This is a genomic window from Planococcus sp. MSAK28401 (genome assembly GCF_018283455.1).
GTDB classification, from domain to species: domain Bacteria; phylum Bacillota; class Bacilli; order Bacillales_A; family Planococcaceae; genus Planococcus; species Planococcus alpniumensis.
Map to the genome: position 1 here is coordinate 2,649,546 of NZ_JAAMTH010000001.1, position 26,956 is coordinate 2,676,501.

24 protein-coding genes and 1 riboswitch are annotated in these 26,956 nt (G+C 46.7%); of the genes, 10 read left to right on the plus strand and 14 right to left on the minus strand.

The window, feature by feature from the left end:
- Positions 1-110: 110 nt before the first annotated feature.
- The gene (locus tag G3255_RS13530; protein ID WP_211654953.1) at positions 111-959 is read left to right on the plus strand and encodes an STAS domain-containing protein; all 849 of its coding nucleotides are present in this window, start codon (positions 111-113) and stop codon (positions 957-959) included.
- A 55-nt stretch (positions 960-1,014) separates the two neighbouring features.
- On the opposite strand, the gene G3255_RS13535 is transcribed toward G3255_RS13530, so the two are convergent.
- Complete coding sequence (locus G3255_RS13535) at positions 1,015-1,467, minus strand: SRPBCC family protein (RefSeq protein WP_211654954.1); 453 nt, start codon at positions 1,465-1,467, stop codon at positions 1,015-1,017.
- A gap of 143 nt (positions 1,468-1,610) precedes the next feature.
- Between G3255_RS13535 and G3255_RS13540 the strand changes: the two genes are divergently transcribed.
- Positions 1,611-2,363 carry a class I SAM-dependent methyltransferase gene (locus tag G3255_RS13540; RefSeq protein ID WP_211654955.1) on the plus strand — a complete coding sequence of 251 codons (753 nt, stop codon included), beginning with the start codon at positions 1,611-1,613 and terminating at the stop codon, positions 2,361-2,363.
- A 54-nt stretch (positions 2,364-2,417) separates the two neighbouring features.
- Here G3255_RS13540 and G3255_RS13545 read toward each other — a convergent pair whose 3' ends face one another.
- From G3255_RS13545 to G3255_RS13600, 12 genes are all read right to left on the minus strand, one after another.
- Entirely contained in the window at positions 2,418-2,960 is a 543-nt protein-coding gene (locus G3255_RS13545; RefSeq protein ID WP_211654956.1) for a GNAT family N-acetyltransferase, read from the minus strand.
- A gap of 29 nt (positions 2,961-2,989) precedes the next feature.
- Positions 2,990-4,354 (minus strand): MATE family efflux transporter, encoded by a 1,365-nt coding sequence (locus G3255_RS13550; protein WP_211654957.1) that lies wholly within the window; start codon positions 4,352-4,354, stop codon positions 2,990-2,992.
- A gap of 101 nt (positions 4,355-4,455) precedes the next feature.
- A complete protein-coding gene (locus G3255_RS13555; RefSeq protein WP_211654958.1) occupies positions 4,456-5,010 on the minus strand; it encodes a TetR/AcrR family transcriptional regulator in 555 nt (184 codons plus the stop codon).
- Between the two features lie 408 nt (positions 5,011-5,418).
- Positions 5,419-5,907 carry an energy coupling factor transporter S component ThiW gene (thiW, locus tag G3255_RS13560; RefSeq protein WP_211654959.1) on the minus strand — a complete coding sequence of 163 codons (489 nt, stop codon included), beginning with the start codon at positions 5,905-5,907 and terminating at the stop codon, positions 5,419-5,421.
- Positions 5,904-6,521, minus strand: coding sequence for a thiamine phosphate synthase (gene thiE, locus G3255_RS13565; protein WP_249222126.1), 618 nt, complete (start codon positions 6,519-6,521; stop codon positions 5,904-5,906). Before thiE ends, thiW begins: the two co-directional genes overlap by 4 nt.
- Positions 6,496-7,374, minus strand: coding sequence for a bifunctional hydroxymethylpyrimidine kinase/phosphomethylpyrimidine kinase (gene thiD, locus G3255_RS13570; protein WP_211654960.1), 879 nt, complete (start codon positions 7,372-7,374; stop codon positions 6,496-6,498). The genes thiE and thiD overlap by 26 nt, the downstream gene beginning before the upstream one ends.
- Positions 7,364-8,125 (minus strand): hydroxyethylthiazole kinase, encoded by a 762-nt coding sequence (thiM, locus tag G3255_RS13575; RefSeq protein WP_211654961.1) that lies wholly within the window; start codon positions 8,123-8,125, stop codon positions 7,364-7,366. Before thiM ends, thiD begins: the two co-directional genes overlap by 11 nt.
- Positions 8,118-8,807 carry a thiaminase II gene (tenA, locus tag G3255_RS13580; RefSeq protein WP_211654962.1) on the minus strand — a complete coding sequence of 230 codons (690 nt, stop codon included), beginning with the start codon at positions 8,805-8,807 and terminating at the stop codon, positions 8,118-8,120. The genes thiM and tenA overlap by 8 nt, the downstream gene beginning before the upstream one ends.
- An 89-nt stretch (positions 8,808-8,896) precedes the next feature.
- Positions 8,897-8,998, minus strand: a riboswitch (TPP riboswitch).
- A 432-nt stretch (positions 8,999-9,430) separates the two neighbouring features.
- The gene (locus G3255_RS13585) at positions 9,431-10,021 is read right to left on the minus strand and encodes a hypothetical protein (protein ID WP_211654963.1); all 591 of its coding nucleotides are present in this window, start codon (positions 10,019-10,021) and stop codon (positions 9,431-9,433) included.
- A gap of 231 nt (positions 10,022-10,252) precedes the next feature.
- Positions 10,253-11,335: an AI-2E family transporter gene (locus tag G3255_RS13590; protein ID WP_211654964.1), complete on the minus strand. Its 1,083-nt coding sequence runs from the start codon at positions 11,333-11,335 to the stop codon at positions 10,253-10,255.
- Positions 11,336-11,628: 293 nt separating this feature from the next.
- A complete protein-coding gene (locus tag G3255_RS13595; protein ID WP_211654965.1) occupies positions 11,629-12,738 on the minus strand; it encodes a S1C family serine protease in 1,110 nt (369 codons plus the stop codon).
- 161 nt (positions 12,739-12,899) lie between these two features.
- Positions 12,900-16,400: a DUF8508 domain-containing protein gene (locus G3255_RS13600; protein ID WP_211654966.1), complete on the minus strand. Its 3,501-nt coding sequence runs from the start codon at positions 16,398-16,400 to the stop codon at positions 12,900-12,902.
- Positions 16,401-16,759: 359 nt separating this feature from the next.
- Here G3255_RS13600 and murJ point away from each other — a divergent pair, with 359 nt between their 5' ends.
- The 4 genes from murJ to G3255_RS13620 are packed head-to-tail and all read left to right on the plus strand — an operon-like array spanning position 16,760 to position 21,669.
- On the plus strand, positions 16,760-18,286 hold the full coding sequence (murJ, locus tag G3255_RS13605; protein ID WP_211654967.1) for a murein biosynthesis integral membrane protein MurJ: 1,527 nt from the start codon (positions 16,760-16,762) through the stop codon (positions 18,284-18,286).
- 15 nt (positions 18,287-18,301) lie between these two features.
- On the plus strand, positions 18,302-19,180 hold the full coding sequence (locus G3255_RS13610) for a PIG-L deacetylase family protein (protein WP_211654968.1): 879 nt from the start codon (positions 18,302-18,304) through the stop codon (positions 19,178-19,180).
- A 24-nt stretch (positions 19,181-19,204) separates the two neighbouring features.
- Positions 19,205-20,668 carry an O-antigen ligase family protein gene (locus tag G3255_RS13615; RefSeq protein ID WP_211654969.1) on the plus strand — a complete coding sequence of 488 codons (1,464 nt, stop codon included), beginning with the start codon at positions 19,205-19,207 and terminating at the stop codon, positions 20,666-20,668.
- The gene (locus G3255_RS13620) at positions 20,665-21,669 is read left to right on the plus strand and encodes a GNAT family N-acetyltransferase (protein WP_211654970.1); all 1,005 of its coding nucleotides are present in this window, start codon (positions 20,665-20,667) and stop codon (positions 21,667-21,669) included. Before G3255_RS13615 ends, G3255_RS13620 begins: the two co-directional genes overlap by 4 nt.
- Before the next feature lie 939 nt (positions 21,670-22,608).
- Here G3255_RS13620 and G3255_RS13625 read toward each other — a convergent pair.
- Positions 22,609-23,709, minus strand: coding sequence for a bifunctional metallophosphatase/5'-nucleotidase (locus G3255_RS13625; RefSeq protein ID WP_211654971.1), 1,101 nt, complete (start codon positions 23,707-23,709; stop codon positions 22,609-22,611).
- Positions 23,710-24,151: 442 nt separating this feature from the next.
- Here G3255_RS13625 and G3255_RS13630 point away from each other — a divergent pair, with 442 nt between their 5' ends.
- From G3255_RS13630 to G3255_RS13645, 4 genes are read left to right on the plus strand one after another with little or no spacing between them, the layout of a single operon-like run.
- Positions 24,152-24,841: a glycosyltransferase family 2 protein gene (locus G3255_RS13630; protein ID WP_211654972.1), complete on the plus strand. Its 690-nt coding sequence runs from the start codon at positions 24,152-24,154 to the stop codon at positions 24,839-24,841.
- A 10-nt stretch (positions 24,842-24,851) separates the two neighbouring features.
- Positions 24,852-25,223: a DUF2304 domain-containing protein gene (locus G3255_RS13635; RefSeq protein WP_211654973.1), complete on the plus strand. Its 372-nt coding sequence runs from the start codon at positions 24,852-24,854 to the stop codon at positions 25,221-25,223.
- Complete coding sequence (locus tag G3255_RS13640; RefSeq protein ID WP_211654974.1) at positions 25,213-25,587, plus strand: EamA family transporter; 375 nt, start codon at positions 25,213-25,215, stop codon at positions 25,585-25,587. Before G3255_RS13635 ends, G3255_RS13640 begins: the two co-directional genes overlap by 11 nt.
- Positions 25,588-25,607: 20 nt before the next feature.
- A complete protein-coding gene (locus G3255_RS13645) occupies positions 25,608-26,918 on the plus strand; it encodes a glycosyltransferase family 39 protein (RefSeq protein ID WP_211654975.1) in 1,311 nt (436 codons plus the stop codon).
- Positions 26,919-26,956: the final 38 nt, after the last annotated feature.

Sequence of the window (26,956 nt, forward strand, 5' to 3'; positions counted from 1 at the left end):
TTTCAACTGCTATAATATGTATATATAATACTGCTATTTTGAAATCATACTATTTATTTCATGCATAATTTTCACTGAAGAATGATTGTGCGATTGAGGAGAAGAAGCGAATGTTCAAAAATGTTGAATTGCAAGATTTTTTGCTTGAGAGAACCAGGGGATTGACTGAACAATGGTATGAAACACTCGATAAGAGTGCGGGTGGCGTCTACGCTGAAACCGAACCACAAGCAATCGAAAAGCTGAAGCAACAGAATTATGAGTTCCACGAGCTGTTCTGTACGGCGTTCAGCAAAGAGAAGAGCGATTGCATTGAGATTTTCAATGACTGGATCGTACGCGTTGCCAATGATGAAGCGCATTTATCGACGCCGTTCAACTCGGTCATCAAAGAATTCTTCCGCACGCAAAAGCAATACTTGGAGCTGATCGAAGAATTCGCGGTATTGCAGGAAGAAACCATTTCGCATGCCCAACTGAATGCATGGAACCAAGCCGTGGTTGACACGACAAATGCCATCATTCTGGAGTTTATCAACCAAAACACGAAAGCGGCTGAGCGCCGTTTGAATGCCCAACAGGAAATGATCGTCGAAATGAGCGCACCGGTCATCTTGCTTTCGAAAGACAGTGGATTGCTTCCGCTGATTGGCGAAATCAATACATACCGTGCAAAAATCGTCTTCGAGAAAGTCCTTCAGCAATGCCATGAGAAATCGATCGAGCGACTGTTCATCGATCTTTCGGGTGTGCCGATCATCGATACGATGGTCGCCCACCAGATCTTCCAGCTGATCGAAGGCTTGAAAATCATCGGCGTGCGCACTGCACTTGCTGGCATCAGCCCTGAAATCGCCCAGACTGCGATTCAATTAGGCGTCAACTTCGGCGAGATCGATGTCTACAATAAATTGGACCAGGCTCTGCGCTATCACAAATTGGAATTTACGAAAAACTAAATTTCTCCAGAAGAAAATCCATCCGCATAGTCGTTGCGGATGGATTTTTTTGTGCTTATTGGTTTTCAGCGATGCGCTTTAATTCGGCTGCGCGCGTCGACAGGAATTTTTCCATATGGCGTTCAAGAAATAATTTATCGGCGAGTTTTCCGATGATTCCAAACGGCGCCCGGTAGACAAACCAGTCTTTCATCAGCGTGCCGCTTCCGCTTTCGATAAATTCATGCGTATGGTGAAAGGAGTGAAAAGCGCCTTTTACCATGGCATCGCTGAAGCGGTAAGGCCGCTCCATATCCGTGATTTTCGATGTGAGCTTTTGCCGGACGCCGAGATGCGTCGCTTTCCATGTCACCCAGTCGCCGAGTTCCATCAATCCACTCGTCGTGCCGGCAATGGCGCGTTCGTTGGTCTTCGAGACGGTTTCGATGTGCACGTCAATGCTTCTGGCCAAATCGAAACAGCGCTCGATCGGTGCTTCCATATACGTTTCATGATAGATCATGGGCATGTGATTCCCTCATTTCTCACGTTGGCTAACAGTCTTTCTCTTTCCTTACCCTGAACGAGCCCGTATTATTCGTTGCTTCTTTATTCGGCAAGAAGGAGATTCTTTCACTTCCCGAGAATGATTAAAGGACAGGAGGGGTTTAAGTGAATATAGAAATTCTGAAACAAAATCGCACGAGCTGGGACACGGTCGCCGAGCATTTTAACGGCGTCGATGCGCTGCCCGGCTATGGTCCATTTACGCAAAGTGAGGAGGAATTGAAGTTATTCGATTCCATTGAAGGCAAAAATGTACTCGACATCGGCTGTGGCAGCGGCCATTCCTTGCTTTACATGAACAGGCAAGGGGCTAAAGATATTTGGGGCGTCGACTTGTCCCAAAAGCAAATCGAACGGGCCACTGAAATGTTAAGTGGTTTAGATGCCCAGCTCTATTGCGCTGCGATGGAAGAAGATATTGGGCTGCCGGAAGCCTATTTCGATATTGTCTACTCGATTTATGCGATCGGCTGGACGGTGGATCTCGACCGTACGTTCGAATTGATCTATTCCTATTTACGGCCAGGCGGTTCGTTCGTCTTCAGTTGGGACCACCCGCTGTATGTGCATTTGAAAAGCGAAGATGGGCTGGTTTCACTGAACGGTTCATACCAGGAAGAAGGCAGCATGCATTATGCCAATTTTAAAGGTGAAGATGCGCCGATGACCATTCCGAAGCGCAAGTTCAGCACGTATTTGAACGCCTTGGTGAAAGCCGGTTTTTCGATCGAACAAGTGGTCGAACCGGATGTTCCGCACGACTTGAAGGATATAGAGCCGGAAGTGTCCGACCGTTATTACTCGCTCTATAAAGCACAGAAATTCCCGACGAGTTTTATCATCAAAGCAAGGAAATAAAAAAGGCCGTGTCTGCGCTTTCGCGTAAACACGGCCTTTTATCGTGTTTTTTAGTTAACGGATCCGCCCCATCACTACGGTATCGTAATAGTTTCCATCCGCTAAGCGCTTGTCCATTTTCAGCGTGCCTTCCACTTTAAAGCCGCATTTTGCATACAGCTCAATGGCTTTTTCATTTCGTTCAAGTACTTTTAAATTCATTTTCTTGATTTCTTGTGCATCCGCCCAGTGAATCGATGACTCCAACAGCTTACGGCCGATGCGATAGCCCCAGAATTTTTGGAGCACTCCGACACCGAACTCCACTTGATGTTTGGTTCGGTTCAGCGCGTTTCCTTCACATCTGGAAAACCCGGCAATCTGCCCGTCCACATCGGCTACGAGAAACAAATTCCGGCTGCTTTTTGCATCTTCTTCGATGAGCCGTTCGAATGCCGCTGCATCCAAGTAAGCTTCTCCCCGCTCGCGGTCCATATTTTCCGTCTCGCCATCGATTTGTAAACGGACTTTCTCTAGTTGCGCTGCGTCACGGATCTCTGCACTCCGTATGCAATAATCTAAGCCTTTTACTTGAAACAGCTGTTTTGCTAGTTGCATCTCATTTTCCCCTGACCTATTGGAATCGGTTATTTATATTGCGCCGTCATATCCGCAGTGAACTGTGTTTTCTTTTTTTGCCTCATTCGATAATAAACGATCGTCAATAGCACAATCAATTCCGATAACGGAATCGCAAGCCACGCGCCCGTCACGCCGAAAAACACGGGCAAGATGCTTAGCAAGATTAACAGCACAACAATTTCACGCGCTGCGGTGATCCATGTCGCCATGCGGATTTCGCCGGTTGATTGATAATAAGTCATCATGACGAAATTGGTGCCCATGAACAAATACGCAATAAAGAACAGCTGGATGCCGGAAGTCGCGAGATTCATCACGGCGTCCGGGAAATCACCGAATACGCTGGCGATGGTCGCGGCAAAGAATTGCCCGAAGAGGAAGAACAACAAACCTGCCACAAACGCCGTCCCGATCGCCAATTGCAGTGTCTTCTTGATCTTCGCCTGGTCTTTAGCCCCGCTGTAATAACTGACCAGCGGCTGGATAGCCGAACCCATCCCAAGAAATGCGAGTAACATAACGCTGTGGACGTAGTTGAGAATCGCGAATGCCGCAACGCCTTCCGTTCCTGCCAGGCGTTCAAAGACATTATTATGCGAAATGGTGAACACCGACATGCCGACTTCCGCCAAGAAGCTCGGAAAGCCGATCACTAGAATCAAGAGCAGTAATTTGCGGTTCGGCTTGAACCGGGCAAAGCGCAATTGATTGCTCTTTTTAAAGAAATGCGTACACAAGACAAGCATGCCGACAAATGCAGCGAGCAAGGTCGCAGCCGCCGCACCCTTGACACCGAAATCCAACACAAACAAGAACACATAATTCAAGCCGATGTTCAATAAGGACGTCGTGATGAGCGACACCATCGCGAGGTTCGGGCTGCCGTCATTGCGCACCATGATGCTGAGGGCATTTTCCATCGTAAAGACAAAGCCGAACAACAGCATCAAGTATAAATAATCGGAGACGTATGGATAGGTTTCCGCATTCGCCCCGAGCAGGTAAGCAAGTTCTGTCCGAAACGGAAATGCTACGAGGCCGATGATGAGCGTCACCGCAAAAATCGAGGCCATCGCGTGCGAAAAGACGATTCTCGCCTCCTCTGTCCGCTTCGCCCCCATGAGAGCAGAAAATCTCGTGGCGCCGCCGATGCCGATCCATAGCGACATCGCGACGAATAAAGTATAGACCGGTGCCGCGATGCCAACGCCGCCCAGCGCGACCGGCCCGAGGCGATTGCCGACCATGATGCCGTCCGCAACGATATTGATGGCCATCAGCAGCATGCCGATGGTCGAAGGCACCAAATAGCGGATAAATGCCTTTCCGACTGATTCGGTATCGAGACGGTGAATAGATTGTTGTGCCATATTGAATTGCCTCCTTGCTTTCTAAAACATTGAAAACTATATTTGTTTTTTTAGTTTTTTAAGTCCGAAGAAATACTGGCTTTGGTTAGCCAGCATTTTCTCTATTCGTTTTTGACGAACCCGTCCAATAATAATTCACTCATCGTTTCAACCGCTTCCTTGATGGAAATGCTTTGTTCCGAGAAGAATTGCTGATCCAAGGAAATATTGACGACGTTCAAAATCATTTTCATTAACAGGTCGATGTTCTGTTGTTTGATCAGGCCGGTTTCCATGCCTTCTTCAAGCAATTGCTTTAAGTCATCCCATTGGTTCATTTCCCGATCGACCCGCTGCCATTGTTCCGGGTAATAACGCTTTAATTGCTCCAAAACGCGCAAATCGAAAAAGTCATTATGGTTCGGAATCATGACGATGAGTTGATGGATTTTTTCCTGCAAGTCGAGGGTTTCGTCTTCTCGGATAACACGCGCACGCTGTTCGTACTCCGAAAAGGCCTGGTCGATGATCGTTTCCAGAATTTCCAGCTTGGATGAGAAGTTCTCATACAAGGTGCGCTTGCTGATGCCCAGCCGTTTTGCCAAATCATCCATCGTAAATTTGATGCCGTTGTTTCTCGTTTCTTCGATAAACGCCTGTATAATCCGATTTTTCACAGCCGAACCCCCTTGTGAAAACTAATAATACTATAATAGTTTTCATAGTTCAAGTATAAGGATTTGTTGACGTAAATAAGGATCGGCTTTGTGAGCCGACCCTTTCCAAATTATTAAAGAAGTTTATTAATCAGTCATATATTAAAAGGGGGACATCTTTTTGATACTAAAAAATCAATGACCTATCTGAGTATTTGGAGAAGTGTTCGCTCGTAAACCCTTCTGCTCAATAATGCTGCGCATTACTTTCGCAAAGATAATGTCTCCCGTAGGTCGACCTTATCTTTCCAGTGGATCAGCGAGACGACCGAGACCCCGCAAGGCGCACAGCGACTGAGGAGGCTTGGGCGCGAGCCCACGGAAAGCGAGCGATAAGCTTCGGAAAATGCGGTTTTCTAACTCTTTCTTTTACGCCAATAATTTACTGCTTTTCGTTTTCTCCAAACGGTACACTAACACCACGCCAAGCACCGCCCCGCTGATGCTCGATACGAGAAATGGTGGCATGAAGAACAAGGCGCCGACTTCGGTTCCCATCAGAACACGTGCGTAAGGTACTGCAACAAGTGATGCGATAATGCCGGTTCCGAGAATTTCACCGGCTGCTGCAAAACTGAGCCGTCCGCTGTAGCGGTAAAAGACACCAGCAAGCAAGGCACCGATCATGCCTCCCGGAAACGCGAGCAGCGAGCCGGTCCCCGTCAAGACGCGAACCGCACCGGTCAATAAAGCGATGACGACCGCAGGCCCTGGACCGAAGACGACAGCTGCGATGACATTGATGGCATGCTGCACCGGATAGGCGCGAGCGATGCCTGCCGGGAACCAGACGAATGCAGATCCTGCGACGGCGAGTGCGACGAACATCGCCATGAGCACAAGTTTTTTCGTATTCATCCGACCTGTCTCCCCGGAATCGATTGTTTGAACCGTTCGATTTGTCCTGCGACATCTTGTGCCTGTGCTATTGAAGAAATAACGGCGATGCCCGATACGCCTGCACGCCAGACCATTTCAGCGTTGCCCGGTTCGATGCCGCCGATGCCGATGACGGGTACGTGCGGATATTGAGCTTTCACTTTAATGATTTCAGCGACACCCGCCGGTAGTTTCGCATCGCTTTTTGTGCGCGTGCCAAATACCGGCCCCATTCCGAGATAGGTAGCGCCGCACGTCAGCGCTTCGTTCGCTTCTTTGACTGAATGCACTGAAACGCCAAGAGCCATCGACGCGCCGATTTGTTTTCTCACCTGTCCACAGTCCATATCGTCTTGCCCGATATGGATGCCGTCCGCTTCGATCGTGCAGGCGAGTTCAACATCGTCATTGATGAACAGCGGCACATCGTACTCACGGCATAGTCCTTTGCATTTTGCAGCGAACTCCACAAGCGCATCGCCCGTTAATGCGCCACTCCCTTTTTCGCGCAGCTGGAAATGGGTGATGCCGCCTTGAAGCGCTTCTTCAAGCAACACGAGCGGCTCTTTAGTACCGGCGTTTGTCGTACCCATTAGAAAATAAATCGCTGGATTCCCGAACAAGATGAACCACTTCCTTTTCGATAGATTCTTTGTACGCCGCATGATGCGTCGGGCCATGGCCATGGCCGATGTTAAGCGGATACGCGAGTGCTGCCTGGATAAATTCCTTGGCCGTGAAAAAGGCTTCTTCTACTGGCTTGCCTTTGCCGAGTTCAGCTGTCAATGCTGCTGAAAAAGTACAGCCTGTGCCATGCGTTTGTTCTGTTTGGAGACGCTCCGCGCGTAGCAAGATCACCATGCCTTGCTGATCTAGATAAAAGTCTTCTGCAACGTCAGGGTCACTGCTATGGCCGCCTTTGATGACCACAGCTTCCGCACCGAGCGATAAAATCGCTTCCGCCGCCTTTCTGCGTGACGCATCGTCTGTAATGTCTATGCCGCTCAATGCTTCCGCTTCCGGGATGTTCGGCGTAATGATGGCAGCGAGCGGGACGAGCATTGTCTTGATTGCTTCGACCGCTTCCTGCTGCAATAAAGAAGCACCGCCTTTTGCGATCATGACAGGATCAATAACAAGGCGCTCCCAGCCATAGCGCTTGATGCCTTGTGCCGTTTCTTCGATGATACCGGCATCAAACAGCATGCCGGTCTTGAGCGCACGGATGTCGAAATCTGTCCCGATTGCATCGAGCTGCTCTTTGACCGCTTGCCGGTCCATCGGGTAAATACCGTGAACGCCCTGCGTGTTTTGGGCGGTCACCGCCGTTACTGCAGAACAGCCGAATGCGCCGAGTTCCTGGAATGTTTTCAAATCCGCCTGTATCCCCGCTCCACCGCCTGAATCAGATCCTGCGATCGTCAATACTTGCGCTTTAGCGTCCATAAAGTGCCGCCTCCTGTCGTTTCGATAGCTCGTCCAAAAAGGCCATTTGGAAAGTTCCCGGGTTCAAGGCGATTTTCGATGCACGGCTTCCTGCATTCGCATAAATCTGCAAACCATATGCAAGCGCATCAAGCGGGGTAGATTCTTCGTCCGTTAAAAATGCCGCAAGCACCGCACTGAGCAAACAACCCATTCCAGTAACCGACGCCATCAACGGGTCTCCGCCTGTGATGTGCTCGGTCCGTTCGCCGTCTGTTACCAAATCGTTTGTGCCTGTTACCGCGACAATTATTTGATATTCATCAGCCACTTGTTTAGCGATTGTCTCCAAATCTCCTTGGCCTTCTCCAGCATCGACACCGCGCGCTTGCCAGTCGGCTCCTGCGATAGCCGCGAGTTCGCCAGCATTGCAGCGGATTAGCGTGATATCCAGTTCCGTCAGCAATCGTTTTACGGCTTGCAAACGATAAGCTGTCGCGCCGGCACCGACCGGATCCAACACAATCGGGATGCCTTTTTCCATGGCGGCGCGTCCTGCGATGAGCATGCTTTCAAAAGAGCGTTCTGTGATCGTGCCAATGTTGAGTGACAGGGCATCGGCGTGTCCTGTGAGTTCGGCCACTTCCTGTTGTTCGTCGCCCATGACCGGCGAGACGCCGAGTGCGAGCAAGCCATTTGCCTGAAAATTCGAGACGACGTGATTGGTGATGCAGTGAATCAATGGTTTTCGTGCGCGCAATTCCCTAAGCATGGTGGACACTCTCCTTTTTCGCGGGCAGTTCCCAAGTTTCCATCGTCCATGCCTGCTGCCAGAACTGCCATTCGTAATAGCTGCTTCTCATAAAGCGCGTTTTCAATTCCTTGCGCCGCTCTTCCGGCAAGCCCTCAGCTAAATGGTCCATCCGATTGATCTGTTCATTGACCAGTTCCCCGAACCATTCGGAGCCGTATGTGCCGATCCATTTCTGATAAATCGGTTCTTCCGGCGTCGCCGTCTTCAAACGTTCGCCGATTTCGTAATAAAGCCAATAACACGGAAGCAAGGCCGCGAGCACATCTGCAAGATCGCCTTCTGCGGAGCGGTACATATGCGAAACGTATGCATAGGCATGCGGCGAGGGTTCGAATAGCTTCCAATCTTCCTCAGTCACCCCAAGCAATTCCATAAACGATTCATGAAGCGCGAGTTCCGCGGCGCAAGTCTGTTCAGCGTGATGCGCAAATGACTGCGTCGTTTTCAAATCTTTCGCTTTCACTGCGCCCAGTGATTGCACTTTCGCGAAATGGGTCAGGTAATAAGCGTCTTGCATGACGTAGAATTTAAAAACATCGAGCGGTAAATCGCCTTTCGCGATGCCTTTTACAAATGGGTGTTCAAAACTGGCGTCCCATAAATCTGCACATTCCAACCGGACTTCTTTACAAAATGTCATGTCGCTCTCTCCTTTTTTGGGCAAAATAAAACACCGCTTCCCAGGTAAGGAAGCGGCGATAAAGGTCAGCTGAAGAAATTGGAGAAATGCTCACAATTCGCCCACTTCCCTACGCTGGTATAATCCAGATCAGGTTCAAAGGGTCCGGACTCTTGTCCGTCTCAGCCAACATGGCTCCCCTAGTGGAATAGCGATATTTTTTTATTGTCGGCAATAGAATACCATAGCTGGCTTCCGAATTCAAAACTTTTTGAATTTGGGATTGCAAGAGTCTAATTGTTTAATTAGAATTAGCTTGCCCGGTTCGTCTGCCAGCTATCCGCAGCCACGCTTGGTGTTGAGCTTTCGCAGTAAGCCAATGAATTGGCGAAAGGCAGTTGAGCCAATTCATTTGCGACGCATCTGCTTTTGCAGATGTGGGAGCAAGGTTGTGTGTTCATGTCCCAATCTAGTGGAGTATGCGAAGTTTGCCATCTTCTGGCTTCGCTTCACCCTTAAGCGCGTGGCTGCTTTTACAATTCATTGGAATTTCGAATGTGCAAGTAAGTGTCTTTGAAAAGTTCGTCCACTTTGGTTCTATCGCTTAGTTGGATTGGTGAGTTCGTGGTCGTGTATAGGACGGGTCAGTCATAGTCGGAATTTGTCCGGTTCAAGACTTCCCTAAAATATTGCTGCATTTCACCTTTGCCTTGGAATTTAAATGGCAACTGTAACGCTACCTCTTCACATAATTCCCTGTATTCTTGTGATTTGGTCAGCGCAGGGCCATTGTAAAGATAAATTAATTGGATAATTTTATCCTCAGGTTGCAGTGTATATGACCTTTCAATCATCTTTTCTCCGAGTTCGTATTGATCTTCTCCGTAATTTCCAGCAGCTATCAGGGCGGACAAATCAAAAAACTCGGGAAATAGTGAAATCATATAGCCAAACGTCCATAAAAATTCCCGATCATCCGGAAATGTCACCTGTCCAAAATGAGCCAGTTCAGAAAATAATTTTTCGCATTCCGTGATGCCGTGCGCATCCAAGCCATCATCTCCAAGTACACCCGCTTCCACGATTAAATACCAACAAAGAAACCCTAACCGGATGACCACTTTCAAATCTTCAGGACGCTTTTCCCATTCGATGACCATCAGCGTTAATGCTTCTGCATACTTTTCCTCTACTTCAAGAGCATCAATGGCTTCCCAGCGATAATCCATCCCCATAATTTTCCCTCGTTTCGCATAAACCAGCTTCTTTGCAGACTATCTCTGTTTGAAGCTTTTTTCCAAGTATACATCAAGCCAAGTAATTCTAACTGCTGTGAAAAGCAACCTGACTCCAGAGCCAAGTGGCTTTTAATCTGTTTTGAACCTTGTGGCACGCGCCAAAGTAACTTGTCGTGATAACAAAATAGCTCTTAATCGCTGAAATTAATCAAGAAATGCCCACATCCCCTACCTCATCGCCGGGTAGCGCAGATGGATGAGACGGTAAAGGTTTTGGACTACTGCTTTTCCTACAGCGTAAGTTGGGATGACCAAGATCATGCCGATGAGGCCGGCCAAGTTGCCCCCGATATACAACAGGAAAATGATGGTTACCGGATGCCCCGATAGTTTCTTACCCATGATATTGGGCGAGATGAGATTGCTTTCGACTTGCTGGATGATAATAATGGCGATCAGCACCCATAAGCCGAGGATTGGTTCCTGGAAGAATGCCACGACAATCGCCGGGACGGCCCCGATAATCGGCCCGACAAAAGGGCTGACATTTGCAAATGTCGCCACCAATGCCAGGATAATGGCATAATCCACACCAAGGATCAGGTACGTGATATAGCTCAGCACCCCGACGAATAAACTGACGGTCGCCTGCCCTTGAATATAGGCACTGAGGTTTTCGTCCATATCATGAAGGATTTTGGCGCCTTCAGTCCGTGAATCCTGCGGCAATAATTTGAGGAAGCTAGCCGGCAATTTATCGCCGTCTTTCAATAAAAAGAACAGGACAAACGGCACGACGATAAGTGAAGTCAAGGCGCTGACGAGCACACCGGTAAAACTCAGGATATTCGAACCGATGCCCGTCAGTGCGTTCCGGAAATTCGCGGCTATGGCGTCCGGATTCAAGCCAGGCAGAAAATCCTGTTCTTGAATATAGCTCCACCATTGACTGGATAAGGCCCTATTCGATTGATTTTGAACTTCTCTTACGATCGACGGAAAGTTTTCGGTCAAGGATTGGATCTGCCGGAAAATCAGCGGGCCAATCCATAAGGAAAAGCCGACGAGCAGCGCCAGGAAAACGAAGAAAATCACCAGAATGGCCACGACACGGGGCATCTTCCTGGATAATAGCTTGACGATTGGCCTAAAGATATAAAACAGGATTCCCCCGATGATGATAATCGGCATCAAGGTAGAAAACGCAACACCGACTGGATAAAACACAAAAGGCACACGCACTGCCAAGTTAATGATGGCAAAGATCAAAAGCGTGCTGAGCAAGAACCGAAACCATTTTGTTTTGGGCATGTTCATTCCCCTTTCGTCTGTCTGAACCATAGTTTGCGCTGGCAGCCGCTCCACTTACTGTAGATCCGAGGGTAGAAATTGTTTCCAGTTCCATCTATTCGGTTTTCATCAACATCCTTTCCCCTCTTTGAGTTCCACTTTAGTACTCGTAAAGTACAAGAGTAGAGTGTTTTTCTTCTATATAAATTGCCGCATCAAGGGCTATTTTTTTAATGGCCATCCGATAAAGCGCAAAATCTGCTCAATTTAAATTGATTGATTTCAAAAAAGAGCCTTCAACAGAAGGCCCTTTATCATTCTTCGACATATTCAATCTGATAATCCCCGTACTCATCAATCACGACGGTGTAGAGTCGCCGGTGGTCGATCGTTCCCGTTTCACCGTCTGCTTCATGGTAATTGAACACCGCGCCTGCTTCAACATACGCGCGGTTGCCTTCGATTTCCACGGAGCTGACTTCCGGGACGACTGAATCGAACACGCGGCCATCTGCTGAATACTCTTGCACGACGCTGTCTACCGCTTCAACTGCCTGGCTTCCCGGCACTAAATAGGAAGAATAATAATTCAGTTCCCCATCATTCATCGAATATGGCAGCAAGTCATAATAGGCTTCGATGAAACTCGACAACAGCGCTTCGTCAAAATAGGCATCTTTTACGGATGGTTCGACCAATTCCGACTCAGGAAGCGGATCTGGATTTGAGGCCCAGCCATCTAACATGTCCTTTTTCAAATAAAGCGGAATTGCATAGCCGATTTCGGGGTTGTCTTCAAGCATGACCGAATTGATGCCGAGCACTTTTCCAGAGCTTGCGTCCAGAAGCGGCCCACCGCTTGAGCCTTGTTTGATCAAAGCATTCATTTCATACAAATCCGTGTAGACGAAGACTTCCGAGAAATCAACTCCGGTCTCGGTAATTTCCCCTTCAGTCGCTGTATTGGCTGCATTCTCAGGACTGCCGATCGCGATGACCGGCGCCCCGACATCAACCGGTTCCGTTTCCTGCTCCAGCGGCTCTTTTCCTGCGAGGTCTTCTACACGAACGAGCGCCAAATCTTCATCGAGCGACATGCCGATCACTTTGCCAGCGAACTCTTGCCCGTCGCTATTGACGAGTGCGATAAACGTCGCGTCGCGTACAACGTGGGCATTGGTCAAAATATCCCCTCGATCGTTGTATAAAAAGCCAGACCCTTGCTCAAAATCGGTATAAATCGTATAGACATGCGTTTTGGCATTGGCAATCATGACTGCATTTTCCTGCGCTGACGTATCGACCGGTGAATCGCCCTGTTCTGTTTCTGCCTCCGGCGGCGCTTGAGTATCCGTTCCTCCACAAGCTGTGAGGACCATCGCCGCAAAGAACACCATCAGCCATTGCATCATCTGCTTTTCCATCGTCTCAACCCGCTTCCGTTATTGTGAGTTCATTATAGCAACCCCCAAATCAAAAAGAAAAGGCTTGGAACCCTTATTTCGATAAGTTTCCTCATTAAACTTTTCGTTTTCAGAAAAAAAACTGAGAGAGCATTTGCTCCCTCAGCCTTTTTAAGTTTCAGTTATCTTCTATTTCTCACTAATTGCCCTCTGTTGGTGACCACTGTGTAATTGCCGAGCTCTTTTACTTGTAGTGTAAAGCTCGAACCATTTTTGCTGCCTTTCATGACTTGCCATCTGTCGCGCTTGTCGATATGTGCCCCGAACTGGACTCTGACGCTTGCATCAGTAGCAAATCTCAACTGCACTGTATCGTCAAACTTCATGTTCAGTTCAGTACCTGAAGCATTCAATACTGCGATATCGAACTGTCCAGTCAAAGCCGGCCAGAAGCCAACTTGCTTGGCATCATCCGCCTCAAAGGAAAGTGTCATGCCTTCAGGCGTTTTTTGTGCCAATTGCTTCAAGTTATTCGGAGTCAAAGTCAAAATCATATCTTCCAGTTCCACGCGTAAATTCTTGTTGCTGTTCAGCACTTGCGTGAACGTATCTTCCGTGAAATGGATATCCAGCATCCCGTTGTCATCAAAGGCCGCTGCTTTGACAATCGCTGAGAACTTGGTGTATTCCGGTTCTGCTTGCTGCTGGCCTGGTACTTCAGGCTTGCCTAATGTAATTTGTGCCAGAAGCGGATCATGGTCGGATGCTCGTCCGTGCTGTTCCATGAACATCGAGTTGATGTGGACCATATCCAGTTCTGTACGGTCCGCCAAATTATTCGTTACAAGCAAGTGATCCAACACTTGTGTATTGCCTTGGTAATAATAAGAGAAACGGTCATCTTCCGGCACATCATTGACTTTATTTGTCAAGATGTCGCCTTGGAGAGCTTCAAGTGCCGGTGTGAATTCGAAATCGTTCATATCGCCTGTAACGACGACATTCAGTTCAGGGTTCTTCTCAAGTCCTTGTTCGATAAATCCGTTGATAGCATGCGCCAATTCAATGCGTTCAACTTCCGATTTGAATTCCGGCGGCTGGTTTTGGCCAAACAAGCCCTGGTCTCCACCTTTTGAATTCAAATGCGTTGCGATGACCACAATTTCTTCGCCTTGGAATTCAAATTGAGCCGCGAGTGGTTTACGCGTACCTGGCATCGGGATTGGCTGGACACGCCCTGGGTTCAAGGCAAGGTCGCCTGATTCTGTCCAAGAGTTGTCTTGTGTAGACGTACCTTTTGTGCCTTCAGCCAATGTCACGCGTTCCGGATTGTACAAGAAACCAACACGGATGTTTCCTCCAGGCTGCCCGCCGTCCTGATTGTATTCCGGTGCGATGTCTGTCCATGCATACGTTGGACCGCCAGCTGCTTGGATGTCTGCAATGAGGCGCTCATAAGAAGCGGTTGCATCCGAGTTGCCAGACGCAATCGGCCCATCGCTGTCTTGGACTTCGATCATCGAGATGACATCTGGTGAGTTCAAGTCATTGACGAATGATTCTGCAATGCGTTGTGCTTTTTCGTTCGTTGTATGGCTCGGGTCTGCAGAGAAGTTTTCGACGTTATAAGCCGCAACCGTCAATTTATCATCTGCATTCTCGATCCATGTTTCTTCCGGTTGTGTGCCGCCGTCTACGATTGCCGGCACTTGCGCTACTTCAGTCCAGATCTGGTAGTTGCCGAATCCGTAGCCGAGAACGCCGACCGGCATCTCTGCGAAGGTATCGCCCGCTTTTGCGACCAGGTCTTCACTTGTTTGAATCTTTATGCGTTCCGGATTGAAATCGTCTTCTTCAAGCAGGATTCCGCCTTGTTTATGGAAATCGTTGTTTGTTGCATTTTTCGATACGACAAATACTTCGCCGTAATCTTGCGGGCCGACGATTTGTGCATCAGCTACGCCAACGCGCATCAATTCAAGAGATTCCCAGAAATCGATGCCGTCTTCTTCCGGCTGGAATTCCGTCAAGCCGTCGTTGTCGATATTTTGTGTAGGCGGGAACACATCTTCGCCGATAATGATTGGTTCAGGAAGATCTGCTGTGCCTGTTTTCACGACGTCCGTCGAACGGATGCGCGTGACAGGTAAATCATTTTCTTTCATATCGGAATAGCCACTATAGAACCATTCTTCAACTGTTCCTGCGACTGATACTACATCCCCGACAGCCAAGCTGCTGGATGCAGAGGATTTATTGACGATGATCGCTTCTGATGTTGTCCAGTCGCCATCATCATCTGTATCTTGAATGACAAAATTTGCACCGTTATAGAAATGCGTAATCACACCGGTCACTTCATTGACATTGGCATTTTCATAAGTTGAGTAATGCCCTTGCCCTTGAATGTCGCGGATTTTCAAGTCCTTTGTTTTCAGGACCGTGTATTGGAATGAAAAGACATCTGATGTTTCGTCAGTAACAGCGATCGCTTTGATGACCGTATCTTGTGTCAGGACAATCGGTTTAGTATAAACCGTGCTGGCCGCAGTCGGTGTCGAACCGTCTGTTGTGTAATGAATCGCAGCATCATCCAATCCGCTCGCAAGCGTGATTTCAGTTCCTTCCGAAACAACGCCTGGGAAGATGTCTGCATACACTGCCGGCTTGTTGACGAGTTCAAAGCTTTCGAAGCCAAGTGTTTTCACTTGATACGCATCATTGAATTTCGAAGCGATTCCTGATAGGTAAATCAAGTCGCCTTCTTTGAATCGTTTCGTGAAATCTTCGAACGTTAAGCCGTTGCGGTTGTCATTGCGTACGACGACTTGCTCGCCGTTTTCCGCGACTGCCGTAAATTCGAACGTTCCGTATGTGTTAACGGATTCTAAGTTGGTGATTTCGACGCGTTCGATCGAAATGCGTTCTCCTTGAGTCTCTTCATTGACGCCTGCTGGTGAAATGACTTGCGCTTCCGGCAATTCGTTTCCAGAAGACAAGACTTCTACCGTGTTCGGCTGCAATTGAAGCTCGCCGCCATACTCGGACACAGTGCCGACCAAGCGGACGATATCGCCTGCAGTGACTGTTGCGCTGGATGTATAAACATAAATTCCAGCTGTTTCATCCTGAACGTAAAAAGCATTGCCGCCCCACAATCCTGTTTCAGTTGTCACGGTTGCTTCGACAGAAATCAAGCCCTCCGAATCGCGAGCTTCCTGGACATTCGCTACTGGAGTCGCTGTCGGCGGCTCTTCGCCTTCAGACAGGATTGTATAGGCTGTTGGAGATTTCAAACCAGCTGTAGTGAAATAGGCCTCCAATGAACCCGTAATAGTGACTTCTGCTTTAAAATTAGCCGGGTTGTCGACCAAGTTCAAGCCTGAACGAATAGAACCGGATGGCAATTGAACCGGCAAGATTTTCGTCGGGTCGGTTTCGTCGGGCGAATCCGCCAATCCTATGTTACTGGCTGTTGTGAAAGGGGCTTCCTGGTCGTAGCTTGTTTTGCTGCTGGCAGTACCAACAATAAACCCTTTCACCGTTGCCGTTCCTGTATTGTTTTCAATGGCTTGTGCCACCGAGATGGTTTCCGCTGCTTCAGCTGTCGCCATATACGGCAACGCAGCGGACAAAGCCAATAGGAGACTCAAAAAGATCTTCATGAACGCGCTTTTTGCCACTAACTTTCACTCCTCAGATAATTTATTGTCATACCAAACCATTATACTAAAAATTTGTAAGCGCTTTATTAATTATTTGTAAATTCTAACTATTTATGACCAAAATAACTATATAATTACCTTTTATTACCTATAAAATAGTCTTTACGATTTTTTAACACTCAGTTTCTCTTTTCTTCACTTTCCCACTAAGTCAGTTGTGAATTTTTCCGCAACATAATCACCCGAGAGACGTCTAAACTAAAGGTTTCGTGATAAGATAGGGAAATGGAATTGGGAGATTATTGCTCCTCTGTATAAGGAAAGAATTTGGTTTTGCGTTAAAGCGCTCAACCATTTGAAGAAAGTAGGATTTTGTTTTGGGTAGAAAACTCGCACTTACCGGTATTTTGTTTGTCATTGCGTCGTTGTTTTTGAAAGTTTCTGGGCTTCTCCGGGATATGGTTATTGCTTATCAATTTGGGGATTCCTATCAATCAGCTGCGTATTTCGCGGCATTCGCTTTGGCAAATACCTTTATTTTATTTTTCACTACCGGCATGAAGAATGCTTTTGTGCCAAGTTTCATCCATGCACAGGCGGATGGCAAAGGCCATCATCATTTTTCACAAATTATCCGTGGAACGATGGTGCTCGGATTAATCGTCTCTGTCATTGGTGCATTGGCATCGCCATTGCTATTGCCTTTGCTATTTCAATTCCCTAACCTTCAGCCCGACGTTCGAGCTGAAGCGATTGAATTGAGTGTTGCTTTAGCTATTATCTTCTTTATAGCTGTCTTCCTCGTATCGTTAAACTCGGTTTACGAGGCCTATCTCGATGCAGAAAACAAATTTTCGTTGTCGGTCATTTCACAGATCATCGTCATCGGCAGCACCATTCTCAGTACCTTGTTGTTTGCAGATGAAATCGGTGCTTACTCAATGGCGTTTGGTTATTTGGCCGGTGCGTTGTTATCGTATATTGCCAAGCGGCTCTGGTTCGTCCCTAAAGGCAGCCATAAAGTAATCGGCAAACTCGATTGGGAAGAAATCAAGCCCTTTTCGATCATTTTCATTCCGGTCGCTATTACCGTTATGGTCGGCCAAGTCAATTTGACAATCGATAATATCTTCGCCAGCTCGTTCAGCGATTCAGCGGTCAATTACGTGAACTATGCGAAGAATATCGTCCACTTCCCGCAAGCGATCATCGGTGTGACAATCGGGACGATCATCTTCCCGATTTTGTCGAAAGCCATTGCGAATGCCAATGAAAAAAGCTTCAAGCAAGGCATCGAATACGGCTTGATGCTAACGCTTTTGGTTTTACTGCCGGCTGTAGCGGGAATGATGTGGCTGATGCAAGATCTCATCACAATCGTTTACGAACGCGGTGCTTTTACAGCGGACGCGACGGCAGCCACTGCAAATGTTGGCTATCTGTATCTGGGATCGGTATTGTTCTTCAGTTTGCAGAACATCTTGAACAAAGCTTTCTATTCAAAAAAACAAGGCCATGTCATTTTGCGCATTTCCTTGTTCTCCATCGCGCTCAATGTCGCATTGAACTTCCTGTTCATCGCATGGCTTGATTCGTATCTGGCAATTCCGCTCGCTTCGTCCGTCATGGCGCTCGTTTATTTTGCGCTCAATTGGGTCGTCTTCAACCGGACACAAGGCAAGCTTGACTCCCGCTTTATCGTGAAAGACGCTGCCAAGATTTTCATGGCGACCGCTGCGATGTTACTGGTGTTATGGCTTGTATCCGGGCTTCTCGAAGATTTACATATCTATGTCCGGTTCGGCCTGACGGCGATCATTGGCGCCATTGTCTACGCCGCGGCGGCTCTTGTCTTGAAGACGGAAATCGCACGCTTCCTCATCAGCAAGCTTAGAAAATCATAAGGAGTTTTTCGGATTATGAAACAGGTATTAATGAAAAACGCTGCGCCGGTGCTTAATCCGGCGATTAAAACTTCCTTGAAACGCTTTTACAAAGCGGACAAGCCACTTACCTCTCTTGAACCGGCGGAGCGCGTGCTTGTATTTGCGCCTCATATTGACGACGAAACGATCGGCCTCGGCGGAACAATCCGCCGTTATGCCGATACTGGCGCGCACGTTACGATTGCCATCATCACCGATGGGAAAAATAGTAATGCCGCTCCGGTCGAAGCTGATGCGCTGGCAGAGACACGCAAACAGGAATTGCGGTCGATCCAAGACCTGCTTGGCTTTACGGACGTTCGTTACCTTGATTATCCCGATAGCGAGATCAAGGATGTCACTTCGAGTGAACGTTTCGGGGAGCTGATCAACGAGATCCGCCCTGATACGATTTATACGACAAGCTTGATCGATGCCCATCCTGATCATGTGTACAGCGCCCATTTGGTGGCTGATGCCCTGAAACACACGGACCATCAGCCGAAAATCGTCCGCGAATATGAGATCAATTGTCCTGTACCGCCGGAAGCGATCAATTGTATTATGGACATTACCGATCAGTTTGCGCTCAAACAACGGGCGACCGAAGCATTCAAAAGCCAAGTGATTGCATTCGATGGATTTTTGGCGCTCGCTGAGATCAAAGCTGCACAAACAAACGATGCACACGCACGCTACGTAGAAACCTTCATCGAAAACACACCGCAGCAATTTATCCAGGCAGCCGATCATTTGAAGACGCAAGACCGCCAGTATGAAAAACATTTCAAGCAAGCGAACCGCACCGTTACTTTATGGTGGGCCATCTTCAAGAACTTAAAGTTGAAAAAGGCGATTTATCAAAGCCGCTAATTATAAATGCATTTGGAGGATATTATGAACTTTTTTAAGAACGATAACGAAAAATGGTTTTGGCTCATCGCCTTGATCGCCATCATGCTAATAGGTTACTCAGAGCTAGCCATCATCGGCTATGCCCTGACACTTGTGTTGTTCGCCTTTGCGTTCATCAATCCCAAGTACGGCATCCTGCTGCTGTTCGTCTACATCCCAGTCCGTGAGTTTGTCACGCAATACAATCCCGGACTCAGCTATTTGACCGAAGCCATCGTATTCGGTGCGCTATTCCAAGTATTCTGGATGAACCGCAAAACGATCGGGAAGCTATTCCACTTCAAGAACTTCGAATACGCCTATTTCGCTTTTCTGATCATCGGTTCGGTTTCTGCACTGATCATGGGCATCAGCCCAGTTTTGATCGCCATGCAATTGCGGCAGTTCCTGCTCTTTTATCTGGTATATTATATTGTCTACCGTCTTGGCATTACCCGCAAAGACTTGGTCAACCTCGTTTGGATTTTTGTCTGGACAGCGATTTTAGTCATTATCCAAGCCATTACTGAAAAACTTTCGATCCGCAACTTGTTCTTGCCCGAATCGTGGCAAGCCATGGCTTTGTCGGCGAAAAACCGTGTGCGCATCTACGGCATGCTCGGAAATCCAAACGTGCTCGGCATTTATTTAATGTTCGCGTTCATCGCTTTCTATTATGCGAAGAATAAACTGAAGGAATTCAATCCGCGCTATATGGATATCTTGAATGTCCTTTTAGTCGGTATTTTGGTCCTGACCTATTCTCGCGGCACTTGGGGAGGATTTTTGATTGCCGCCATCGCTTTCTTGATTATGACGCGGAAATTGAGTGTGCTCATCGATTTCGTCAAGTATACGGCGATTGCCCTTGTGCTCGTAGTGCTGCCGCTGAACTTATTAACCAATTACTTTGAAAGCACAGATACAGGCACTGAGAAAGTCACCAATATCCAGCAATTCGATGTCGGCGGCGAATCAGGGTTCCGTGACCGCATCGGCAGTACGTTCAGTGAAGACACTGTTACCGGCAGCCAAAGTTCAGGGCGTCTGTACATTGTCCAAACTGGCTTTGAAGTGTTCAAGGATTACCCGATTATCGGTACCGGATTTGCCACGTTTGGTGATTCCACTACCCTTTCGAATGGATCGCCAATTTATGATGAGTACGGAATCGGACATAAGTTCTATTCCGATAACCAATATATCCAAATCATCGTCCAAACTGGCGTACTTGGCGTTATCGCTTTTGCCGCTTTCTTATTATCAATACTTTGGCGCTACGGCAAAAAGCATAAAGAAAGCTATCTGTATTCGCTGACTGCCAGCATTTTGCTCGGCGCGTACTTCATGGGCCTTGTTTACAACTTATGGGAATCCGATATTTTCGGACTTGCGTTCTTCGCCCTGCTAGCTGCAGCATCTCGTCGGGAAGATTTCGGCTTATCAGATGACGGTGAAACTTTATGATCCGCCTTTACCAGCCAGGCGACGAAATCGGCATTAACGCCCTTTATGAAAAAGTATTCGGTAAAAAGCGCTCACTTGCTGAATGGCAATGGAAATTCGAAAGTTTTCCAGAGAGTTCCACGATTGTCGTTTCCGAAGAAGACGGCTTTATCAATGGCCATGCCGCTTTCTTGAAAGTCACATCACGCCAGCAAGGAACGGAATTGCTGCTCGGCGAACGGGTCGATATTATGGTCGATCCAGATTTCCAAGGCCGCGGCATCTACAAGCAAATCGTTTCCCGCATGATTCAGGAATGTGAAACAGAAGGGCTCGATATCCTGTACGGCTTTCCTGCCGAAACAGCGAAGCAAGTGTTCATGAAAATAGCAGGCGGTAAAGACCTCGGAAATGTCCCGCGCTTTCTTGCGGTCAATAAACCAGGAGCTTTGCTTGCGTCGAAGGTCGGCAAGCTGAGAGCCATCCAATCGCCACTCGACAAAGTATTTTCTATCAGTGTTCCAAAAAAGAGCACACACCAATTACGTGAACTTGGCGACCGTCTGCCAGTAGCGGAAATGCTATATAACCGCTTTGAAAACCAGTACCCGCTTCACGCCAAACGCAACGGCGGATATATTCAGCGCCGCTTCCTCGACCATCCGACGAAAAATTACCAAGTATATACGCTGGAGCAGAATGGCTATGCCGAAGGGTATTGCGTGCTGCACGAGGAAACGAAAGCGAATGGTGTGACATTTACAACGATTGTGGATTTGTTCGGGCCGAATGATGAAGCAATCATTGCGGATCAATTGAAGGCGATTCGTCGTTTCACTAAAGCGGATGCGCTTAATTGCTGGGCCGTGCCAGATAGCCCGCGCTACCGCGCATTGAAGAAAGCCGGCTTTTTCCACATCAATAGCCCGATGCCGTTTGTCATCAAGGATTTCACTGGCACGGGTTCTTATGACGAGCTGGCTGATTGGCATTTGTCGCAGTCGGATGTTGATTCGTATTAACGTTTGCCCTTCTTCCGGGATTCCGGGAGAAGGGTTTTTTTGTGTGTTGGGGACTTGGCGTGAAGGTGTATAAGGAGATAGTAAGGGGTTAGTTGTGGAATTATTGCGAGGTTCTATTTTTTCTTCTTGGTAATATTCGCCGCCTTGCTTTGGGTTGGCCTTTGGCATTAAGCCAGGAAGAGCACCTGTCTTACTGCGTCGGCTCACCCTTGGCGCCGGCAGCTGAGTGATTTCATTGATTCGGGTGAGTTTCATCAGATCTGCTTCTATAGTTAGTTGCCGGCTAGTGGGGGAATCGCTTCCCGGGACAAGTTTTGGGAAGATAGCGAGGATTTGTTTGTGGAATTGTTGCGATGTTCTATTTGTTCTTCATGTTAATAGTCGCCGCCTTGCTTTGGGTTGGCCTTTGGCATTAAGCCAGGAAGAGCACCTGTCTTACTGCGTCGGCTCACCCTTGGCGCCGGCAGCTGAGTGATTTCATTGATCCGGGTGAGTTTCATCAGATCTGCTTCTATAGTTAGTTGCCGGCTAGTGGGGGAATCGCTTCCCAAGACAGTATATCTGGCACATGGCTGCTTACTTTTAAATTTTATGGGTGGGTCAGAATTAATTGCACATTCTTAAGATTAAGATGACTCAAGATACAAAACATGACACACTTTCATGCAAAAAAACTAGCAGGTTGAAGAATATATCTCTCATTCTAGATATAGAGACGGAGTGGAAGGGGGCTGACGCCTGTGGGACCGAGCGGGCTGGCGAGACAAACGTGCCGCGCTCTTTGGCACGTTGGCTCAACACCCGCCCCACGGCAAGCAGCCCCCTGCAACGCAGTCGAAAAGCGGAAGTTTTTCAAATCACTTCTTTTTCATTCCAAACCTCCTACCCTACGAAAAAAACCAAGCATCCTTTCTTTGCGAAGGGGTGCCTGGTTTATGATCACTCGATAAACGCTTCATATGTATCCAGTTCACCGGCTTCGATAATATGTCTGATAAAATCTTCGTAGTTGACGATGCCGAGCGCCGTGGCTTCATCAAACAGTTCCTGCACGCGTGCAGTGTGGGGGTGAATTTCTGCATTTTTAGTTGGATGCAGCTTGCCTGAATGGTTGACGATTTTGCCTGCTTCATCGAAGACTACATTCAGTTCGCCGAGATAGGTATCGTATTCGCCGGTCTGCACGACCAAGGTATCGCCGATTTGATTAGGCGGAGCGGTGGTGACGTGTGAATGGCCTCCGATAATAACGTCGATGCCTGGAACTTCTTTAGCCAATGTCCGATCATGCCCAATGCCAATATGGGTCAGCGCCACGATCTTGTCGATGCCGATCGATTCAAAATGGGCGACGGCTTGTTTGGCAGCTTCTGTATAATCCGAAAATGATACATCACCTGGTACGGTCACGACTTCCTTGTAATGCGTGATGCCGAATATGCCGATTTGTTCATCTCCAACCGTTTGCACGTAGCCTTTATTAATGCGGCCATCCACGGGTTCGTCCGTATAGCTATAGTCTGCATAAGGCTCGAGGAATTGATCTTGCGAGAAGTCGACGTTGGCTCCAAGAATCGGATATGCGGCGTGTTTAATATAAGTACTGAGCGGTCCATGGTCGACGACTCCTTCCCCGAGGTCGAATTCATGATTGCCGAGCACCATCCCGTCATAACCGAGATGGTTCATGAATACGGCATTGGCGAGCGAATCCTGCGCTTTTCGTCCGATTTCCCAAGAGGTCACATCCCCTGCCGACAGCAATAGATGATGGGGATTCGCTCTGCGGATTTCTTCAATTAACGAAGCGCGCCGTGAGATATTATCCATGACGGTATGGGTATCGTTTGTGTGAATCAAAGCCAGTTCGAACGGTTCGGGTTCCACGGGTTCATCTGGCTTGGTGTCTGTTGAAGCTGTTTCTTTTCGATCTGGCGCTTCTTCGTCCCCTATGCCTTCACTTTGGTCTTTTTGCGGCCACATTAGAAAGGCGGTGAAAGCCACCATGATCACTGCTAAAAATGTCACGATTTTCTGCATCGTTGTCACGTCCGTTTCTATAAAAGATCTCTTGAACAGTCTACTATATAAAAACGGATAAATACGAAATCTCATGGATTCTTAACCAACTCTTAATCCTTCTCTATAAATTTTTACGCAAGGGACATTGATACCCCAGAATATTTAGCTGCTTCATTCAGGGTAATTAAACTTAAAAAATTTATGCTTCAGTGCGCAAGATTTAACACAGGGGACTTCAAAATTAAAATGAACTTGAGCATTCGTTGATGGCTTTGCACTACTTTGGAATAGCGTTTTCTCTACTTCTAAGCACTGGAAATAGACAAATTACTTACTTTACGAAAGAACTTTTAAAAATAGACAGATTTTTCGATATCTTCAAATTTATTGACGTTGCTGGTAAAATTATGTACTATAAATAAGTTAAGGGAATTTGTATTATACGTTTGGAGGGTTAGAATTGTCAGCAAAAGTAATCGTTATTATTCCTGCATACAATGAAGAAGATTCTATTGAGCAAACAGTAAGAAACATTAAGGCTGCTACCAATATTGACTATATTGTCGTCAATGATGGTTCAAAGGATCGCACTCGTGAACTGCTTGATAAAAATAAATTTAACCATATAGATTTGCCAATCAATCTTGGAATTGGCGGAGCTATGCAAACTGGATATCAGTACGCCCTTGACCACAACTACGACTATGCCATTCAACTCGATGCAGATGGTCAGCACAATCCGGCTGATTTGATGAATCTTATAGATGAAATCAGAACTACGGATAACGACATGGTTATCGGTTCTAGGTTTGTTGAACAAAGTGCTTATAAGGGGACTTTATCCCGCAGAATTGGGATTTATTATTTTTATCGCTTCATTCACCTGCTTACAAAAATGAAGATTACCGATCCGACATCAGGCTACCGGATTGTTAATCGGAAAATTATCGAATCGTTCAGTAAGTATTACCCTACTGACTATCCAGAAGTGGAAGTTCTTGTGAATTTGGCCAGAAAAAACTATAAAATTAAAGAAATCAAAGTCGAAATGAATCAGCGTCAGGGAGGAAAATCTTCCATTACGCCTAAAAAATCTATCTACTATATGTTTAAAGTAACTTATATCTCGCTCGTGCGATCCGTATTTTAGGAGGGTATCCATGGTTCAAGGAATCTCAATCTTAGTGGCAATTCTGTTCTTTGCACAAGTGCTATTTTATACATCAAAAAATAAACTCCAAGACCAACAAGCGCTGATCTGGCTCATCCTTTCGTTCAGCGGGCTTTTATTAGCCCTTTTCTTGCCTGTCATGAATAATGTCGCCCAGTTTTTAGAAATTGAATATATGCCGTCTCTTATTTTTGTACTTGCTTTCCTGATCATTCTCACCATGTTAGTGTTTCAAACTACTACTATAACTAAACAACAGATACAAATAAAACAGATTGCTCAACAGCTCTCATACGCTACAAAGCACATTGATGAGCTCAGAAATGAAGGAAAAAAAGAGGACAATAAAAATGTTAGTTAACTATTTACTTATTTTACTTAATACAATGATACTCGTTTCTGGACAATTTTTATGGAAATTTGGCATGACTGGCAAGGAAGATAGCTTTACTTCAGTCGGCGCAATCATCAAATTGATGCTGTCTCCATACATCGTAACAGGACTGACCATGTACGGATTTGCGACTGTGCTTTGGCTCTTCATCTTAACCCGCGTTCCATTGAGCGTGGCCTACCCTATTCAGAGTCTGGCTTATGTCTTTGCAGTATTTGGTGCTTACTTCATCTTCAATGAACCTTTATCTATGATGAAGATCTTAGGTGTGTTAATGATTATGATTGGCGTCTCATTTATCGGTTTTTCATCAGCGCCTAACTTTGACTAGGAAGAGTGTGGAATCTGTTTATGAATACAAAAATTTTAAACTTTCTTAAATCACATTACTGGCTGATTTTCATTATCGCTGTAGGGTTCTTATTGCGTATTGGCGTAATCGTGAAATATGGCAGTGGCCTATCACTCGATAGCGATGACATGGGCTACGTAAGAAGCGCTCTTACTCTTCTTGAAACCGGCATGCTTACATATCACCGGGCAGATATGCCAACTGTTCATATCATGCCTGGCCAATCATTTTTGTTAGCATTCATTTTTCTCATCTTTGGCAAGGGAAGCTTTGGCTTCCTCATGGGGAAATTAATATTTGTGGCGATTGGAACCGTGAATATATTCATGGTCTACAAACTCGGAAAGCTTATCGGCAATAAATTTATCGGTCTCGCTTCCGCTACAATGCTCGCTATCTTCATTCCTCAGATCCTGACTGATAATTTATTTATTACGGAAACGCCATTTATGCTTGTTCTTCTTTTACTTGTCTATTACTCTGTTAAGCTTGCAAACGAACCAAGCAACTGGAAGTATTTCTTCATTTTGATGCTTTCCTATTTGGCGGTCATTATGTTCAAAGCCACATTTGCACTTTATCCGGTCCTGCTCCTGTTCTATTTTATTCTGAAAAAGTATCCATTAAAAGTTGGTGCCAAACAATTTGCGGTAGCCGCCATAATGTTATTGGTTGTTCTTGGGCCATGGTGGGCTAGAAACTATGTACAGTTCGGCGAATTTATACCGCTTACTGGCGGTGGAGGCAATCCCCTGCTCTTAGGAACCTACCAGGGATCGGGTATTCATTATGGAGAATCCTACGATGAAACAGTCGATATGATTAAAGAACAGTATCCAGTAGAATCTCAAAATGCATTCTTGTATTTAAAGATACAGGATGAAATCGCGAAAGAACGAATCAGCATTTGGTGGGAAGACGATAAGTATACTTTCTTAAGGACCTACCTGAGGACCAAGCCTATTATCCAATGGGATGCCCAATTTTATTGGATAGAAATTTACGGCTTTTCAAAATCAGTAATCAATGATATCCATGATTATATCGTTGAATGGTCCATCTTTTCCCTGATCGCCATCTTCTTTATGCGGCATCGCTGGAGAGAATACTTGCTGCTAGCGGGCATCGTGTTCTACAGCACTGCGCTCAATTCAGCCTTTTATGCGTTCCCAAGGTATAACCAGCCCTTAATGTTTATCTTGTTTATCGCAATGTCTACAGCAGTATTTGTCGCCTATCAGCTGCTTTTAAAAGTTTTCCTTTACGTCCGTCAGCGAATAAGTAAATTAAGTTCGGTTTCCGATAATTAACTTGTTTAACTAGCGGCTCTAATTATATCCACTTAAAA